Below are 16,609 nucleotides of genomic sequence, written 5' to 3' on the forward strand. Positions count from 1 at the left end.
CAGAGTACGCTGGATTTGTCAGGGGCAAAAACAAGACGTCAGGAGTGTGAATCATGGCGACAACCCTCATTTATAAAGACGGTTCTTCCAATAAATTTTGGAATATAAATGTGGCAGGAAAGAGTTATACAATTACGTACGGTAAAATAGGAACTGTAGGTGCTGTTAAAGTAAAAAGTTTTCATTCAGAGGAAGCCTGCCAACAAGAAGCTGAGAAAATGATAAAATCTAAAATGAGAAAAGGGTACATTCCGGCCAATGCAGTCGATCAAGTCATGAAGGAAGGCTCAATGTCTGATCCCGTTTTCTGGGAACTTATTCAGACTGCAAAACATAAAGGTGAAGACGCTGAGGAACAGATTGAATGGCTGATAAACCATCTTGCAAAGAAGCCAGTTAAGGACATTGTGATGTTCGATTACATTTTCAATCAGAACTATCAGAAGTCATATACCTCCGACTTGTGGGCAGCAGCCTATATCATTATGGGAGGGGCATCGGATGATTCCTTTGATTATTTTAGAGCCTGGCTGCTATTCCAGGGCAAAGAGGCTTACGAAACAGTCATAAATAATCCTGAAAAAATCATACCCCATCTTGAAGAAGAAGAGGATGTCCCCCAATTAGAGGACTTGTTGAGTGCCGCAAGTATTGCGTATGAAGAGAAGACAGGCTTGGACTACGATGAATATTATGATCTATATGAAAAACTGACTGGAGATAATACCATTCCTCCTGATATGGAATTCGACTGGGATGAGGATGATGAAGAAGGTTTGAAAAAGAAGTTTCCTGCCTTATGGGATAGGTATGGAGATAATCCAATAGAGTATTAATATTTAAAGGGGGACTGGTTTTGAATTCACCAATTTACAATAAAGTTAACAATGTTTTTATCCACGTGAGCAACCTGGGAAAATCTGCTGAATGGTATTCAAACCTTCTGGGGATACCATTTAATCCGGAAAAGGTGGAATCACCAGTTTATAATATTCCTGTTACATCAGAAACAGGATTAACCCTCGATGATCACACCTTCGACCCTGGCTTTGAACTGAAGCCTTCTAATCATGTTCTATTTAATTTCCTTGCAGAAGATGTTGATGAAGCCTATACCTTTCTAAAATCTAATGGTATATCAATTACTAAAGAAATTGAAAGAATCAGCGATTTTGCCTATTTCAATTTCAAAGATCCTGATGGCAATGTATTGATGATTTGTAACTGCTAATCTGTATTACTGGCCAAAAAGCTTGGACTTCAACGAGAGAATAACGGATTATTTTTCTATAAAAGTTTATAATTTCCAAGGATTATCTGTATCAATCCTGGGTAAAGAAAGGTAATCCTACCAAGGGGTGATAAAGATGAAGACGAAAGAAAAAATGTCAAAAGAAGAGCTATTTAAGCAAATCCAGAATAGTGATGGCAACTTAAGAATTTCGTCGGTGTCCTCAACTGAAGAAGGGGAAGAAGTAATCGCCCTGGCTAAACACCTTGAACTTGAAGGCAAAATCGTATTATTGGAATACTGTTTGGATAAGAAGCCACTGGCTGTAACCCTGAAAACCAAAAATCCTGATTAAGAATATAAATTCATAAGGCGACCCACTTTAAAAGTGGTTCGCCTTTTTTGATGGTATATTACTTTCACTTCTCATAAATTATTTTTTCTTTTTACCTGGATCGGCCGCCGCTCCTGGTTTCGCTTTGGCTTCCAAAGTGACCTGCACATGGTATGTTTTCTCATCGACCGCCATTACACTCGCAACTTTTCCTTTACGACCCTTTAGTTTGAGATTTTCACCAACCTCGGGCACGCGCTGTAACAATTGATTCAGCACCTCATTTTTGTGATCATAAAAGTGGACAACGAACATCTAAATCACCTTTTTCTATAGTATTAGTTTTCCTATCACTAACATATTTGATGGATGCTAGGTTTAGAACTGATTAATAGAACGATTTTTAGTAGGATTGATTTATTGTTCATCAGGGAAGGATTTGTAGGGAGGACAAAGGATGGATGTTGTTATGGATTTAGACAGGCAAGGGTCAACAGGCGAAATGCTGTAATGAATATGCCGGGTTTATGACAGGTTCACTAGCAAAGGGTGAAAAGCTGTCAAGAAAAAGCCAAATTCGTGACAGGTTCACATGCAGAGGACGAAAAGCTTTTAAAGTGCTACAACTACTAGGAGGTTATGATGATGAAAACATATCAATTCCCGGAAGGTTTTCTATGGGGCGGGGCTACTGCTGCCAACCAAATTGAAGGTGGATATAAAGAAGGGAACAAAGGCTTGAATGTCGCGGATGTTCTGCCAGGAGGAAAAGCAAGATACGATATTTTAACAAAACCTGGTTTCGACTTTGAAATCAAGCCTGATCAATACTACCCGAATCATGAGGCGATCGATTTTTACCATCGATATAAAGAGGATATTGCTTTGTTTGCGGAAATGGGATTCAAGGCTTTCAGGATGTCGATTGCCTGGACGCGGATTTTCCCGAATGGCGATGAGCTCGAGCCAAATGAAGAGGGACTTGCTTTTTACGACCGTGTATTTGATGAATTGCACAAGCATGGAATTGAGCCGGTGGTGACCATTTCCCACTATGAAATGCCGCTGCATTTGGTGAAAGAGTACGGCGGCTGGCGGAACCGGCAGGCAGTCACTTTCTTTGATAGATATGCCAGAACTATTTTAAACCGTTATAAAGATAAGGTTAAGTACTGGATGACGTTCAATGAAATCAATAGTGCTCTGGTGATGCCGATTAACGGCCTTGGTTTTTCGATTGAAAGGGATGAAGATCGATACCAGCCAACTTTCCAGGCGTATCACCACCAATTAGTAGCAAGCGCGATGGCAGTCAAGGCTTGCCATGAGATCATTCCCGGCTCGCAAATCGGCTGTATGATTCTTTTCGCCCCTGTTTACCCATTTGACAGCAATCCGGAAAACGTCCTGCATGCACTTAAAGAAGAGCAACTTTTCAATTATTATTGCGGTGATGTCCAGGTGCGCGGGGAGTATCCTTCCTTCATGAATCGATACTTTAAAGAACACAATATCCAATTAGAGACCGAAGCAGGTGACCTTGAGTTATTGAAGGATGGTACCGTGGATTATGTTGGATTCAGCTACTATATGTCACGTACCGAGAAAAAGGAGAAGGCAGATGAGGATGCCTCAGAAGGAAATATCATTGGCGGAGTGCGGAACCCATTCCTTGATGTAAGCGACTGGGGCTGGGAAATCGACCCGGTTGGATTGCGTATCAGCCTGAACAAACTATATGATCGTTATCAGATTCCTCTATTTGTCGTCGAAAATGGCCTGGGAGCCTATGACCAACTCGACGATGATGGCAGGATAAACGATGATTACCGAATTGACTATCTTCGCGAGCATATTAAAGCAATGGGCGAAGCGATTGAAGATGGAGTCGATTTGATGGGGTATACAAGCTGGGGATGTATCGATATGGTCAGCATGTCAACAGGCGAGTTTTCAAAAAGGTACGGATATATTTATGTGGACAAGCATGACGATGGCAGCGGAACATTAGAACGGAAAAAGAAAAAGTCATTTTACTGGTATAAAGAAGTGATTGAAACCAACGGGAAAAAGCTGTAAGAGGCTTTTGAAGAGCTACCGGCTAGGGCGGCAGCTCTTTTTTATTGAAAAAAATACTTTAACAATAAAAGGGAAATTGAGGGTTTTGTCGAATGTTACCCTGTTATAAACTTATCAATAGAGGAGAATCGTCGAAAAAAAGGTAAATCACGTAAATGTTATTACATTGGCTGTGATCGCTAATAGAATTGCAGCATAGCACACCAGATTCTTCAAATACTAGGTGGAAGTCTGGATGAAAACAAAGAATCTCTTTTGTTTGGAGAAAAATTAAGGAGGAATACTTATGTTCTTATATAAAATCGATGAGCAGTTATCATTGAAGCTTACCGAGGCATCAGATGCAGAACGACTCTTTGAACTTACCGAAAAAGCTCGGGATTACTTGAAAGAGTGGCTCCCCTGGCTTGATTTTACAACGGACGTTGAAGATACGAGAGAATTTTTAAAAGGCACGATGAAAGGATACGCAGAAAATAAAAGCATGACGACCGTTATTTTATTCGAGGGAGAAATAGTCGGAACTGCAGGCTTTAACAGCATCAACTGGTCAAACAAAACTGCTTACATCGGATATTGGCTCGGTCCTGAATACCAGGGCAAAGGAATCATGACCAGGGTTGCTGGAGCATTGACTGATTATGCCTTTAATCACCTGAAATTGAACAAAGTGGAAATCAGAGCGGCAGAGGAAAATAAAAAGAGCAGAGGGATTCCTGAAAGATTGGGGTTTGTGGAAGAAGGCAGAATCAGGCAAGCCGAATGGTTATATGATCACTATGTAGATCATGTTGTTTTTGGCATTTTGGCAGAAGAGTGGGCCGAGATTAAATCCAGGTCTTAACTATGAAAGAATATTTGATTAAACACAATAAATCCCCTGATATGGATTTCCTTAAAGTTTTTTTATCAAAATGGGCTGGAAATGATGCATTCACTCAAAACCAAATTCTAAGAGGAGTTAAAAGCAAGAATAATTATTATACATATGAGGCTTATGAGGAAGGAACGTTAGTCGGAATACTAACATCTTGGACGTCAGAATTTCACCCATATTGTACATACTTCTCTGTGGTCTCAAATCCTTTCTTGGATAATAAAGTAGAAGCTTTATTACTACAGTCATTATATAAGACATCGGGAATAAGGTTTCCACTGCAAACATTAATTTGGGAGACTTCATATCGGCTTAAGACCTTCTATGAAGACAATGAATTTGACGAAATCAGAAGAACCTATATGCCTGTGCTAACAAGCTCGAAAATTGAAATTAACCAGGTTTTTCCGGATATTGCGGCACATAACCTTACTATAAAAGATCTTTATAGTATTAAAGATAATGAGCTACTAAAACTAAAGCTAATAAGCCTTGTTAAGGAGAACTACAGCCGGGTTCACGCTAAGAATCCAGTTGGAGAACACGATTTAGTTGAATGGGAAAAGTTAATTTTTAACGAAGGAACCAATCTAAAGGGCAGTTATATTGCTTTAAAGGACAATGAACTGGTCGCTTATTCGTTACTACATTCTTCAGAAACACCTAATATGTTTGAATTCGGATGGAGAGGCACAAGGAATTACACGGATGTCAGAGTTATGTTAATGCTGACAGCGCTTCAAGTGAATTTCGCAGCAGAAAATGATGTAGATTTTATCGAAGCAGAAATAGATTCTACAGATCATTTTGCCAAAGAGATGTTAAAGTTCTTTCCTTTTTCTTCAGCCCCGGCGTTATTGACTTTTCAAAAGAGGGAAATCGCTGAATGATTTATTTGAAGTGGGCCATTTTTGATTCCGAGTATTATATGACCAGGTTACAGTAAGACCAATAAATGTCCATAAATGTTTCTATTAAATGCTCAGGCAAGGTGCTTGAGCATTTTTAAAGCTGCCCTTTATAAAAGCGATTCCGCTCCATCTATATAGACTTCTGTCCCGGTAATATGCGAAGACAGGTCGGAAGCGAGAAAGAAGACGAGGTCTGCTACCTGTTCTGGCTTTCCGGCGTGTTCCTCCAATGGTTGATTGCCCTCCGGATATTCAACTGGGATTTTAATTTTTTCGAGATCATCCTCTTGCGGGAAGGTGTTTTTGCCTATGTTGGTTTCGATTGCGCCCGGGCAGATGATATTGACCCGGATTTTGAACTGGGATAGCTCGAGTGCCGCCATTTTTCCGAATCCTGTCTGCCCGATTTTCGAAGTACTGTAGGCAGACATACCGAAATTCTTATAGATCCTGTTTCCGTTAATAGAACTCGTGATAATGACGCTGCCGCCATGCTTTTTCATATGGGGGATCGCATATTTTACGGTAAGAAAGGTTCCCTTGAGGTTCGTGTTGATCGTTTCGTCCCAATCCTCTGGAGCCAGGTCTTCAATTGGCGCAATGACTCCATTGATGCCTGCGTTGGCAAAGACAATATCTACTTTCCCCCAGGTATCCACAACCTTTTGATAGCTTCTTTCCATTTCTTCTGGGTTTGCAATATCACATTCAACGATTTGCGCGTTCCCGCCAGCCTCTTCAATTGACTCCTTAACGTCCCTGGCGTTTTCTTCCTTCACATCAATCAACGCTACTTTTGCACCCTCCTTGGCCAGTTTAATCGCTGCTGCTTTTCCAATTCCGGAGCTTGCACCTGTTATAAAAGCGACCTTCCCATCTAATTGGCTCATTATTGCTGCCTCCTTCTTGGTGATGCGGATATTTTTAACTATGCCCCATTTATTGAAAAATAAAACTGTGGGAGCTATCAAACTAGCATTCTATGAAACTTTTTCCAAACAAGTACGTATTAAATACTATGCCTCCTTAATCCATGGAGGATTTTTTTTCACAAGGATATGTCGAATGAAAGGGTTATTTGTAATTTTATTGGTGCAGGAGGTTGGAACATAAATGGACAAGCAGGAAAAAATCATTAATAAGATTGATGAACTATTGACTGAATTAAAGACGGGGAGAGAGGAAAGGTCGGCCTCTCTGGGGGCACATTCAGTGAGACCAACAAAGCTTAGTATATTTAGCAGGAGTCTAATTATTTTACTCTTCATAGCTTCAGTTTTAGGTGCTGGATTATGGTATGTTTCGGGAAACACGGGGAAGGCAGAGTCGACTGTATTCATTGAACAAGTTCACGGATTGGCAACATTGGCCACGGCAGAGGCACATGTGAAGGTCATCCTTGAGCAGGAGGATAATGAGTTATTCGGGGAGAAAATCCACTTTAATATACCTGGGACAAAGCGTGAAATGCTTTTGATCGTTCCAGCAACCGTGACCGCGGGTGTTGATTTGCAGGGAATCGATCAAGATGACTTAAAAGTAGATGAAGAGAAAAAGGTAGTAGAGATTGTACTGCCTCAGGCAAAATTCATACAAGAGCCATCAGTAAAGATGGACGAGGTCAGGACCTTTTCGGATGAAGGTATTTTCCGTGGGAAAATAGAGTGGGATCAAGGATTCAATTTGGCAGCAATAGCCCAGGAAGAAATTAAGCAAGAAGCAATAGATGCAGGAATTTTACAAAAAGCTGATAAAAATGCTGAAACCGTATTAAAGGAGTTTTTTGGACATTTGGGATACAAGGTCACTATAAATAGATGATAATAATATTATGTTAACCTGTAATAGTGCAAAACCGAAAACGCAATTAAGAGCGGTTTAGACCATCCTTCTAAAAAATATTGTTCTTCCTTAATATTTTCAGCCATCTTGCAAATATTATTATTAAACCCAAGTGTTGGGTTATATTAGGACTGGTTAGCGAGTCGCTACAGAACTTAGCCATTTGACAAAAGAAAAAATGAGGTGAAATGGATGAGAATTTGCGAGGTTTGTGGACGGAAAGATGTTTCAGAGAACAAAGAAGAAAAGCTTTTCCAACCTGTGAGGCTTCATGTATGCGAGAGCTGCAAGCAGGACAGGAGGATGACTCCCCTGGGTGATTGGGCATTTTAAAATAAATCCAGGCGCAGGCCTGGATTATTTGGCTCTCGATGCGAGAGCCTAGTTTTCATCCAAACCGTCAATAGAGACAAGCTGTCTTTCTTCATGAGTTCCTCTTGGCGAAATGACTGCCATGCTCGAAGTAGTATCGATGCTTTCAATCCAGATTGGCACTCCGTGGTAATGGACAGGAATTTCATTTTCCGCAGCTAATATTTCCTTCACACGTTGTAAGTCCATATTTCTCTCACCTCATATTTAAAATATCCATTGAGATGATTCGGTATGTATGATGGACGTGTTTGTTGAAAAAGAAATCAAAAAAGCGAACCAAGCTGATGATGTTGGCTCGCTTTTGCTAATTATTCAGTTAGGTCTTTAATCTTCTTTCCTTCAACGTAAGAGGGAATCTGCAATCCAAGAAGCTCATAAATAGTGGGAGCTATATCGAGATTGGAGACTGGATCTATTTGTTTACCATTAGGGATTTCAGGTCCCGTAGCCATAAAAACTGCTCTCAGTTTCTCGCGATTTGGGTTGCCGCCATGGGTGCCAAACTCAGGAGTTGGTTTTACGATATGCGATTCACCCTGGCCCATTATATACCCGGGTGCAGCCATTAATAAAACATCTCCGGCATTTCGCTCCTTTGACTTTTTACGATGAGATATTTTCTTTATATCCTGATAGGGGTGGACATTAGCGTTTGTTAGATATCCAATTAACTCCTTTGTATTTTCCTTTACACCGGTAAACGACAAATTCACTGTGCTGTTCCATATTTCTCTGAGTTGATGCTTGATGACAGGACCGTTTTCATTCCTGTTCACCCTGATTCCTTTGAAGGCCTGGATAATTTCGTTACGCACCTGTTCATAATTATCTTCTGGAACTATTCCATGCTTTTCTCTCGATTTTAAGTTGATGTATACGTGAGCTGCCGAACCACTTGGAACGGCAATTGCTTTTGATCTTTTAAGATCAATCTTTCCATCAGAATCCAACACAAGAAGGCCATTGTCTTTTAAAACTTTATTGGGCTCTAATGCTGAGTGCGCCGGTTCCATGCCATGGTCAGAAACAATGAGGAGATGGTCATTCCCATCGAGGGAATTTACGGTCTTGCCGACAACCTTGTCCGCAACCTTATATGACCATTCAATATATTCCATGTACTTTCTTGATTTTTCAGGTGAATAATCAGGCTGTCTCGGGTCTGTAAGGAGATACTTGTGCTCCTGATGGTCAATTTGAGGTGCATAGAACATCAGCAAATCTGGCTGATATTCATTTTTGATGAAGAGTGATACATCTGTTACCCAATTGACGAATCTCTCGGAAATTTCTTCATATTCCTTCCTGGAAATCCAGCCTTTTTCTAATGCAATATCATCATCCTGAGGCGGAAAAAAACCGAATTTGTTCCTAATTAAGTCCGCAAATCCTTGAGGTCCATCAATTAGGCCTGACGTCACCTCTGAACGGTACATCACAGCATCCTTAGCTAATCCTGGGTCTGCAGATGTGAATTTGAACCAGAAACCTGCTGTCTTGCTTTCCTTTACCTGCAGGCTGACTGAGCCCCATTCTTTAGCACTTACTCCTTTATGATCAATTGTTTTATTACTTGTAACTATAAATTTGTCGTAATTTTTTTCCTGGTCGTTGGTTGAATCATATGCCAAAACATGAATTTTCTTGTTTTTACTGTCCTCGACTTGAATCATGAAAGATGTTTCCTTCAATGGGCTAAAGCTTGACGGAGAGTTGTTCCATCCTGATGCTTCAGAGAATTTGAGTTTTTCCTGTTTGCTGGGGGACCAAGTATCTCCATAATAAATCGTGTAGTCCGCCTGCTTTCCAATGGAAGGATTTGCCCCGGCAAACGCAACTGCTGCAGTTGTTTTTCCCTGCTTCCGGGCTGTGACCCATAGTGGGTCTACCTCAAATTCACTTAAAAAGGCATTTTTCTGGTTTGTCAATGCCGCATCTTTCTGTTGCCATGCATTGCTGACAATTGATGTTTGCAGCGGAGTTGCGCCAGTCGCAATAGCTGCGTGTGATGGGGCAGTAAGGGAAGGGCTAACCGTCTTGGCATATTTGGCCATTGTTCCTTTTTCGATAACATTTTCTATATTAGGCAGTTTGCCGTCTTTTATGAAACTCCGTGTGAGGTCATTGCGCATGCCGTCAAAAGAAATAAGAATGACCTGTCGATCACCGGCTGCAATTGCCAGTGGTACATTGATGGTTAAAAAAGTTATAAATAATAGAATGATTGCTTTAAAAAATCTTGTAGTCATAAACTCTCCCTGATTTGATGTTATAACAGGCATTTACCTATTTTTAAGGTGATTAAAACTATTAAAAAATTGGTTATTCAGCTCTCAGGCAATCTTCAGATAGCTGCTCGATAAAATCTGCATAAATTCATGATATAAAACTTAATATAAGCTGTTTTTGCATAGATTGCTGCTTTACCAACATCTGCTCTTTTCCGAAGTAATTGAGGTATCGGAGTTCTTTTCCAGGAGACATTTACTTGAATTACAATAACACTCGTGAAATTTGGAAGCAGCAATGATTGCGGAAAATGCTTTTATTAAGCAGGGAGGGTAAGCAAAATGAATCTGAATCGGAGACTTGTAATGGCATTGTTATCCATTACCACTTCATTATTATTAACAGCTTGTGCTGGTGAAGAAGAGAAATCAAGCAAGGAAGATCACAACAGCCATGCAAATATGGAGCACTCTGGATCGGGTGAGTTACCCGAAGGTCTAGAGGAAGCCGCTGATCCAACATACGAAGTCGGCAGTCAGGCAATCATTAAGGATGACCATATGCCAGGCATGGATGGAGCGAAAGCGACTATAGTCGGAGCATATGATACTGTCGTCTATTCCCTGTCTTATGATCCGACGAACGGCGGAGATCGTGTAGAACAGCATAAGTGGGTCATCCATGAAGAGCTGCTTGATGCAGGAGACGAACCATTGAAGCCGGGTGATGAAACTACAATCAATACCGATCATATGGAAGGAATGCGAGGGGCAAAAGCGGTCATTGATTCAGCTGAAGAAATGACAGTATACATGGTCGATTTCACGCCAACAGATGGCTCTGAAAAAGTAACGAACCATCAGTGGGTAACCGAAGATGAACTTGCTCCTGCTAACTAATATCGAAGATTACCAAAATCATGCAGGATTGTCCCTTTTAAGTCAGGGTATATAAGTACTAAGACAAGAGGAGGGATGACGCATGAAGAAATTAATCAAGACGGCGCTTAAATGGGGACCTGTTCTATATCCAATTGTAAAAAAAATGATGAATAACAGGAAATCATCCTCAATGAAAACTAGCTATTCAAAATAAATGAAAATCATGACCGTACAGTAGTCGATGTTATCTTCTGTGCGGTTTTTCTATGTTTTAGGCTCTTTCTCAAACTTTGTTGCTAATGACCGCAAAATACTATTGAATGAACTATGTTTCATTGCAAAGTTGGCTCAAATAGCATGCAAACTTAATACTGACCTACTAATTAGCTTTATATCACTTTAAAATCGGCTTTAGGATTAAACAACAATCTTTACGATAACAGCCTTCTTTTTAGTGTTGATTGAGCTTCACCACTCTTGAGTAACAGTCATTAATCATGTAAGTGATAAAATAATCTTTATATTTCAGACTATTGTTCATGTTATAATGTTAAAATGAATCATAAACTGTGTTTTTGTATTGATAATACATAAAGCTGGCTTGCACGGGTCTTTTAAAAGGAAGGTATCTATGGTCGAGGAAAATATCACGAGAATAGAAATGAATGGCAAGGAATACATACTGATTGGAACTGCACATGTTTCAAAGCATAGTGCTGAGCAGGTGAAGGAGGTAATTGAAGCTGAGAGGCCGGATTCTGTCTGTGTCGAATTGGACGAGCAGCGCTACCAGACGATTACCGAAGGTTCAAAGTGGCAGGAGATGGATATCATTCAGGTCATCAAAGAAAAGCGAGCTTCTTTATTATTAATGAATCTTGCTATTTCATCATTCCAAAACCGCATGGCGAAAGAGCTTGGCATCAAAGCAGGACAGGAGATGATTCAGGGCATTGATTCCGCGAAGGAAGTGGGAGCAAACCTTGTGCTTGCAGACCGAAACATCCAGATTACTTTTTCACGGATTTGGGGAAACCTTGGCTTGAAAGGCAAGGCAATACTGCTAAGCCAAATCATTACGAGCATTTTCAGCAAGGACAGCATCTCGGAGGAAGAACTGGAAAAGCTGAAGGAACAGGATACAATCAACGCAATGCTTAATGAATTCACTGAGACATTTCCTCGTTTGAAGAAGCCATTGATTGACGAGCGTGACCAATATTTAGCTCAGAAAATCAAGGAAGCACCTGGAGAAAAAATCGTCGCTGTCCTGGGAGCGGCACACGTACCGGGAATCATAGAAGAGATTAAAAAAGATCATGATTTGAAAAAACTAAGGGAAATCCCGCCGAAATCCAATTGGCCAAAAGTCATTGGCTGGAGCATTCCAATCTTGATCCTGGCTATTATCGTCTATACGTTTGTGGCTAACCCAACTGCTGGTTTCGCCCAAACTGTCAGCTGGATCTTATGGAATGGCAGCCTTTCCGCCCTGGGAGCTGCCATCGCAATGGGGCATCCATTGACCATTTTAACTGCATTTATAGCAGCCCCAATTACTTCATTGAATCCCTTGCTTGCCGCTGGCTGGTTCGCCGGATTGGCACAGGCTTATATCCGCAGGCCGAGTGTAAAGGACTTTGAGACACTTTCTGATGATGTTTTTAGTTTAAAAGGATTCTGGCGGAACAAAGTCAGCCGGATCTTGCTGATTGTCGTACTTGCCAACCTGGGAAGCTCCCTAGGAACCTTTATTGGCGGCGCTGACGTGATCAGGGTCTTTATCGAGAACTTATAAAGATATGAACGAAATCTGTTGATTTCGTTCTTTTTTTATGGTTCTTTTCGAAAAATTTGTCGCATTCACAGTATACGCATTTTTGCTCAAAAGTCTTCTCGAAAAGAGCTTCAGCAGCTTTCATAAACCAGGAGCGGCGTCTTGTACTGAAGCAACAATAAATGCCAAAAAGCTTTTTTCATAAACGCAAGAAAACGAGAAGGAACTTGTGGAAAAAAGAGGAATTCTGTTACATAAAATGGAATAAGAATAGGGAAAGATTTTACAATGGAGTGATACTGTGAACGTTTTAAAACCAGCTCTGTCTATTTCAATCTTAATTCATTTCCTATACATAGTAGGTATTCTGTTTTTTGCTTACTTTAACAACATGTTTCTAACTAATAACGCTTTTCATATAGGTGAAATCCCAATCCTCTTAATGTTTTCAACGATCGTTTTTACAGCAATCATCAGCTTGATCCTCTGGGTTATTGGAAATGCGAATATAAAAGGCTAAACACTATGTAAAAGTGCAACCCATCTGTGTAACGGACCAAAAAAAAATCATCCTCAAATGTGGGATGACTAGAAGGTGAATGTACAACTTTAATGACGGCTTACTTTTTCGTCTTTTTTCTCGAGTTCTTTTCGAATTCAATCTGTCGTTTTGCATCCTTTTTAAAAGCTTCCATTGCCTTGCTGTACAACAAACTCACCTTCAGCACCTCCTTCATTCATTCTTATTACCTTCGTTCCCGGTGACTGCCCCTGTAAAACTTAAATTAGGAACAAAATTAAAAAAGGTTTATTAGAAATTTTATGAAGGAAGAAACTTTATTATGAAGAAAAGACGCCCGGATCTTCTGGGCGTCTTTTCTTTACTTTTTATTCACTTGTCTGCCGCTTTTTTTCTGGCTCTGCGATTTCGTATTTCCGACCTGGAACTCTGCGCCCAGTTCGATATCATTTCTTTTATCATGCTTTTCAATTTGTTCTCTTGTTTGGTCTTTGTTACTCATACCTTGTCTCGCCATTCTTTTCAGCTCACTTTCTTTCGATGTATCTTTTAAAGCCTTATTATTATGTTCATTTAAAAAAGAATTATTGATTGGTGATATCTGATTGTCCCCGTATTACTTTGTCATAAAAAACCTGGAATCCATATAAAACTAGGGTTTTGAATAAAAACACTATCGATAGTTGGAATTTTGTTAACCGTACCAATGTGACATAGCCAAATTTCTTGAAGATGTTCAGCCCATAATAGGTAAATAGAGAGTCAATCAGGATATTGACCAATAGATAAAGATTGAACATTTTATAGGTGTATTTCATGATCCAGAAGGAGCCTATAAAAAATGGCCCCCAAATTAAGGGCATTTCACCTAAAACATTTGGTTTAATTTTAAATGGAAACCACCACCATTTTCTTCTTTCAGCCAGTCTTCCTTCAAACATTAGGTAAATTCCCATGAACAACGTACCGGGCAGGAACTTCCTGAAAGTTTGTTTACCAAGAAGAGGCAGCGAAAGCCAGGGCAGGACTGCCATTAAAAATATGTAAAGTTTAAGATTCTTCATAAGCAACTCCTTTTGGAATTGATTTTTTTAGTATCTCCACAACAGGATAAAAGATGAGTGATATTAAAATTTTCTTTCGATCATCATTTCTTACTCTTTTGAACAGTAAGTATAAGAAGGAAAAGGAGGGGGAAAGAGATGATTTCTCTTTGGGATGAACATTCATTTTGGCTGGAAATGCTGCAAGATCACGCTTATTTTGTCAGGGACGGTTTGTCTCCTAATGAGTCGGAGTATGTTGAAATCGCTAGGCAATTTATACGGTTATATGACGAACTTTTAGGCGAGTTACAATCGATTCCTCGTCATGCTGGCTACGAGGACAGACAAATGATTGATTTTTCAAGAAGAGCATGGCAGATAGCTAAAAGTTATTATGATTTTGAAGGTACACTGCAGTCATCGCGGATAGATAACAAAGTTAACCTTAGCCTTTCACCAACCTATTTAAACGGTACACTAAGTGAAAATCAGGAATATTTACGGATATTGAGCTATCTGGTACAAGGCCAGGAACCAGTTCGGTTGTCAGTAACAGAGATTATGGATCTTTGGCTTGAAGATCAACTTGGACACGCAGTACTTTTTGAAAATCTGCTCGATCCGATTGAAGTTGGAGCAAATACAGCAGCACAGGAGTACAAGCGAAGATTCCAGCTATACATTGTGCAAAATCACCATTTAAAGAATTATCTGCGGGTAAAACAGCCCGGCTTTGCCCGCCAGCAGGCATTCATCTATGAAGTAGGAAAGACGACGCTGGAAATGAATCAATTTATTAGAAATATGGTGGAGAAGTACAAGGGCAATACACTTTTGAATAAATCAAATCTCCGCTTTCTGGAGCATCACTTTCCAGAAACCTGTTACTTTCTTGCCAGTTTAAGCTACTATGAACCAAGGCTGCAGGCAGAAGTGGGTAAATGCTCCTTGTCGAAGCCGTCGTTTTAGGCATAATACAAAAGAATGAAGTGAGTCCGGCTGGTTGCACAGTGAATCAAAAACAACGGGAAGAATCCCGTTGTTTTTGATGTTCGTTTTTTACAATCCAACAGGCCAGGTTTCTTGATTGTAGGCCATGTCCCAAAACATGAATTCATACTGGCTGCTGATGATAAAATGCTGTTTCATTTTTTCTTTTTCCATACTTGGCGCTTCCATTGCCAGTTGATCAAGTCTGCTAAGCTGCTCATTTACCAATTCACTGAACCATTCTCCTCCATATGCTTGAATCCATTCCTGATAAATTTGGACATTGGGCGTGGACCCCTTAAGCAATTGTCCAATGTCATGGTAAATCCAGTAGCATGGCAGGATGGCTGCGATAATTTCAGCCAGGCTTCCGGAAGCAGCAACCCGATAAAGATGGGAAGTGTAAGCATAGGCAGTAGGAGAGGGGTTAAACTCCGCTAATTCTTGTTTTGTTACTTCCAGTTGCTGTAGAAAATTTTCATGCAAGCCAAGTTCAGCCTCATATGTTCCCATCGAATGGGCTGCCATTCTCGAAGTGGTGAACAAATCAGCTGCTCTCGACGCACCGATTGCCTGAATCCTGGCAAAATGGGAAAGATAATAGGAATCCTGTAAAACATAATAGCGAAAGGATTCCAATGCTAAATTACCATTGGCAATTCCCTGTACAAATGGGTGATCAAAATTTGCCCGCCAGATTGGCTCAGCCTGTTTCTTTAACTCATCAGTAAAACTCTTCATTAAAAAGCTCCTCCTCTTCCTATTTAGCCCAATAAAAAAAACCACTTTCAGCTGAAAGTGGTTGTATTGGCACAACAAAAAAATGTCCCAAAGTCCACTTTCCTACGCTGGTATAAACCAGATCAGGTTCCAAGGGTCTTAAAGTCTCACTTTAATCTCAGCCTTAAATCAAAGGCACCCCTAGTGGTAAAATACGGTTATTTATATTTCATCTGTAATCATAAACGCATCGCTGTTTAAGAGTCAAGCAATTAGTGGAGTAATCAATTGTGAAAAAATTTGGTGCTAATTGTGAACATTATGTGACATTTGTTTGTAAATTCTGTTAATATAAAAATTACATATGAAAAAGTGGGGGAATGAGAAGTGGGAAAACTTCTTATGTATTTTTATTTAATCGTTGGATTGTATTGTCTTGTAAGCGGATTCCTGGCATTGATGTCCCATGGATTCCAGCATGCAGTATTATCACTATTTCTGGCCGCATTTAATTTCGCGATGTTTTCTTTATTCAGAAAAGAAGGCAAGCTGCCACGATTGCGTTTAATCAAAGGACGAAAAGGCGAGATGGCTAAAATTTAATCCTTTCCGATAAGTGGAGGTTATATGGAGTGGAGTCAGGTTGGGATAAAATGATTGCGCCGAACCGAAAGTTGTCCGAAGTAGGGTCAAGTTCGGACAGAATCCTGCTGCCTCAGGCAAAAGTTGTCCGAAGTAGCATCATGTTCGGACAAAATCCTGCTGCCTCAACCGAAAGTTGTCCGAAGTAGGAACAA

18 protein-coding genes and 1 riboswitch are annotated in these 16,609 nt (G+C 40.2%); of the genes, 11 read left to right on the plus strand and 7 right to left on the minus strand.

What is annotated here, in order from left to right; translation table 11 throughout:
• The first annotated feature begins 53 nt into the window (after positions 1–53).
• From J7E37_RS21565 to J7E37_RS21575, 3 genes are all read left to right on the plus strand, one after another.
• The gene (locus tag J7E37_RS21565; protein WP_215027121.1) at positions 54–836 is read left to right on the plus strand and encodes a DUF4240 domain-containing protein; all 783 of its coding nucleotides are present in this window, start codon (positions 54–56) and stop codon (positions 834–836) included.
• A gap of 20 nt (positions 837–856) precedes the next feature.
• Positions 857–1,231, plus strand: coding sequence for a VOC family protein (locus tag J7E37_RS21570; protein WP_251009815.1), 375 nt, complete (start codon positions 857–859; stop codon positions 1,229–1,231).
• Positions 1,232–1,367: 136 nt separating this feature from the next.
• On the plus strand, positions 1,368–1,586 hold the full coding sequence (locus J7E37_RS21575) for a hypothetical protein (RefSeq protein WP_215027124.1): 219 nt from the start codon (positions 1,368–1,370) through the stop codon (positions 1,584–1,586).
• Between the two features lie 78 nt (positions 1,587–1,664).
• Here J7E37_RS21575 and J7E37_RS21580 read toward each other — a convergent pair whose 3' ends face one another.
• Positions 1,665–1,880 (minus strand): hypothetical protein, encoded by a 216-nt coding sequence (locus J7E37_RS21580; protein ID WP_214783488.1) that lies wholly within the window; start codon positions 1,878–1,880, stop codon positions 1,665–1,667.
• Positions 1,881–2,210: 330 nt separating this feature from the next.
• On the opposite strand from J7E37_RS21580, the gene J7E37_RS21585 reads away from it, so the two are divergent.
• The 3 genes from J7E37_RS21585 to J7E37_RS21595 all read left to right on the plus strand — a co-directional run bounded on the left by J7E37_RS21585 (position 2,211) and on the right by J7E37_RS21595 (position 5,411).
• Positions 2,211–3,644 carry a glycoside hydrolase family 1 protein gene (locus tag J7E37_RS21585; RefSeq protein ID WP_215027127.1) on the plus strand — a complete coding sequence of 478 codons (1,434 nt, stop codon included), beginning with the start codon at positions 2,211–2,213 and terminating at the stop codon, positions 3,642–3,644.
• Positions 3,645–3,930: 286 nt separating this feature from the next.
• Positions 3,931–4,488, plus strand: coding sequence for a GNAT family N-acetyltransferase (locus J7E37_RS21590; RefSeq protein WP_215027129.1), 558 nt, complete (start codon positions 3,931–3,933; stop codon positions 4,486–4,488).
• A gap of 2 nt (positions 4,489–4,490) precedes the next feature.
• Positions 4,491–5,411: a hypothetical protein gene (locus J7E37_RS21595; protein WP_215027132.1), complete on the plus strand. Its 921-nt coding sequence runs from the start codon at positions 4,491–4,493 to the stop codon at positions 5,409–5,411.
• 128 nt (positions 5,412–5,539) lie between these two features.
• On the opposite strand, the gene J7E37_RS21600 is transcribed toward J7E37_RS21595, so the two are convergent.
• Entirely contained in the window at positions 5,540–6,322 is a 783-nt protein-coding gene (locus J7E37_RS21600) for an SDR family oxidoreductase (RefSeq protein WP_214783503.1), read from the minus strand.
• A gap of 223 nt (positions 6,323–6,545) precedes the next feature.
• On the opposite strand from J7E37_RS21600, the gene J7E37_RS21605 reads away from it, so the two are divergent.
• Positions 6,546–7,253 (plus strand): DUF4230 domain-containing protein, encoded by a 708-nt coding sequence (locus J7E37_RS21605; protein ID WP_214783506.1) that lies wholly within the window; start codon positions 6,546–6,548, stop codon positions 7,251–7,253.
• 402 nt (positions 7,254–7,655) lie between these two features.
• On the opposite strand, the gene J7E37_RS21610 is transcribed toward J7E37_RS21605, so the two are convergent.
• On the minus strand, positions 7,656–7,835 hold the full coding sequence (locus tag J7E37_RS21610; protein WP_215027135.1) for an H-type small acid-soluble spore protein: 180 nt from the start codon (positions 7,833–7,835) through the stop codon (positions 7,656–7,658).
• A 122-nt stretch (positions 7,836–7,957) separates the two neighbouring features.
• On the minus strand, positions 7,958–9,898 hold the full coding sequence (locus J7E37_RS21615; RefSeq protein WP_215027138.1) for an alkaline phosphatase family protein: 1,941 nt from the start codon (positions 9,896–9,898) through the stop codon (positions 7,958–7,960).
• Between the two features lie 321 nt (positions 9,899–10,219).
• Between J7E37_RS21615 and J7E37_RS21620 the strand changes: the two genes are divergently transcribed.
• Positions 10,220–10,777: a YdhK family protein gene (locus tag J7E37_RS21620; RefSeq protein WP_215027141.1), complete on the plus strand. Its 558-nt coding sequence runs from the start codon at positions 10,220–10,222 to the stop codon at positions 10,775–10,777.
• A 613-nt stretch (positions 10,778–11,390) separates the two neighbouring features.
• Positions 11,391–12,557: a TraB/GumN family protein gene (locus tag J7E37_RS21625; protein ID WP_215027143.1), complete on the plus strand. Its 1,167-nt coding sequence runs from the start codon at positions 11,391–11,393 to the stop codon at positions 12,555–12,557.
• Positions 12,558–13,417: 860 nt separating this feature from the next.
• Here J7E37_RS21625 and J7E37_RS21630 read toward each other — a convergent pair.
• Positions 13,418–13,558: a hypothetical protein gene (locus tag J7E37_RS21630; protein WP_214783696.1), complete on the minus strand. Its 141-nt coding sequence runs from the start codon at positions 13,556–13,558 to the stop codon at positions 13,418–13,420.
• An 82-nt stretch (positions 13,559–13,640) separates the two neighbouring features.
• Complete coding sequence (locus tag J7E37_RS21635; RefSeq protein ID WP_215027146.1) at positions 13,641–14,120, minus strand: hypothetical protein; 480 nt, start codon at positions 14,118–14,120, stop codon at positions 13,641–13,643.
• A 138-nt stretch (positions 14,121–14,258) separates the two neighbouring features.
• Between J7E37_RS21635 and J7E37_RS21640 the strand changes: the two genes are divergently transcribed.
• The gene (locus tag J7E37_RS21640) at positions 14,259–15,071 is read left to right on the plus strand and encodes a DUF2935 domain-containing protein (protein WP_214783524.1); all 813 of its coding nucleotides are present in this window, start codon (positions 14,259–14,261) and stop codon (positions 15,069–15,071) included.
• A 90-nt stretch (positions 15,072–15,161) separates the two neighbouring features.
• On the opposite strand, the gene tenA is transcribed toward J7E37_RS21640, so the two are convergent.
• Entirely contained in the window at positions 15,162–15,833 is a 672-nt protein-coding gene (tenA, locus tag J7E37_RS21645) for a thiaminase II (protein ID WP_214783527.1), read from the minus strand.
• 82 nt (positions 15,834–15,915) lie between these two features.
• Positions 15,916–16,025, minus strand: a riboswitch (TPP riboswitch).
• A 174-nt stretch (positions 16,026–16,199) separates the two neighbouring features.
• Here tenA and J7E37_RS21650 point away from each other — a divergent pair.
• Complete coding sequence (locus J7E37_RS21650) at positions 16,200–16,415, plus strand: hypothetical protein (protein WP_214783530.1); 216 nt, start codon at positions 16,200–16,202, stop codon at positions 16,413–16,415.
• Positions 16,416–16,609 lie beyond the last annotated feature (194 nt).

Origin of the sequence: Bacillus sp. ISL-39 (genome assembly GCF_018613295.1) — a bacterium.
Classification (GTDB): Bacteria; Bacillota; Bacilli; order Bacillales; family Cytobacillaceae; genus Mesobacillus.

Coding starts and splice junctions, on each gene's coding strand:
- J7E37_RS21565 (WP_215027121.1), top strand. CDS start 54: ATGGCGACAACCCTCATTTATAAAGACGGTTCTTCCAATAAATTTTGG.
- J7E37_RS21575 (WP_215027124.1), top strand. CDS start 1,368: ATGAAGACGAAAGAAAAAATGTCAAAAGAAGAGCTATTTAAGCAAATC.
- J7E37_RS21580 (WP_214783488.1), bottom strand. CDS start 1,880: ATGTTCGTTGTCCACTTTTATGATCACAAAAATGAGGTGCTGAATCAA.
- J7E37_RS21585 (WP_215027127.1), top strand. CDS start 2,211: ATGAAAACATATCAATTCCCGGAAGGTTTTCTATGGGGCGGGGCTACT.
- J7E37_RS21590 (WP_215027129.1), top strand. CDS start 3,931: ATGTTCTTATATAAAATCGATGAGCAGTTATCATTGAAGCTTACCGAG.
- J7E37_RS21595 (WP_215027132.1), top strand. CDS start 4,491: ATGAAAGAATATTTGATTAAACACAATAAATCCCCTGATATGGATTTC.
- J7E37_RS21600 (WP_214783503.1), bottom strand. CDS start 6,322: ATGAGCCAATTAGATGGGAAGGTCGCTTTTATAACAGGTGCAAGCTCC.
- J7E37_RS21605 (WP_214783506.1), top strand. CDS start 6,546: ATGGACAAGCAGGAAAAAATCATTAATAAGATTGATGAACTATTGACT.
- J7E37_RS21610 (WP_215027135.1), bottom strand. CDS start 7,835: ATGGACTTACAACGTGTGAAGGAAATATTAGCTGCGGAAAATGAAATT.
- J7E37_RS21615 (WP_215027138.1), bottom strand. CDS start 9,898: ATGACTACAAGATTTTTTAAAGCAATCATTCTATTATTTATAACTTTT.
- J7E37_RS21620 (WP_215027141.1), top strand. CDS start 10,220: ATGAATCTGAATCGGAGACTTGTAATGGCATTGTTATCCATTACCACT.
- J7E37_RS21625 (WP_215027143.1), top strand. CDS start 11,391: ATGGTCGAGGAAAATATCACGAGAATAGAAATGAATGGCAAGGAATAC.
- J7E37_RS21630 (WP_214783696.1), bottom strand. CDS start 13,558: ATGAGTAACAAAGACCAAACAAGAGAACAAATTGAAAAGCATGATAAA.
- J7E37_RS21635 (WP_215027146.1), bottom strand. CDS start 14,120: ATGAAGAATCTTAAACTTTACATATTTTTAATGGCAGTCCTGCCCTGG.
- J7E37_RS21640 (WP_214783524.1), top strand. CDS start 14,259: ATGATTTCTCTTTGGGATGAACATTCATTTTGGCTGGAAATGCTGCAA.
- tenA (WP_214783527.1), bottom strand. CDS start 15,833: ATGAAGAGTTTTACTGATGAGTTAAAGAAACAGGCTGAGCCAATCTGG.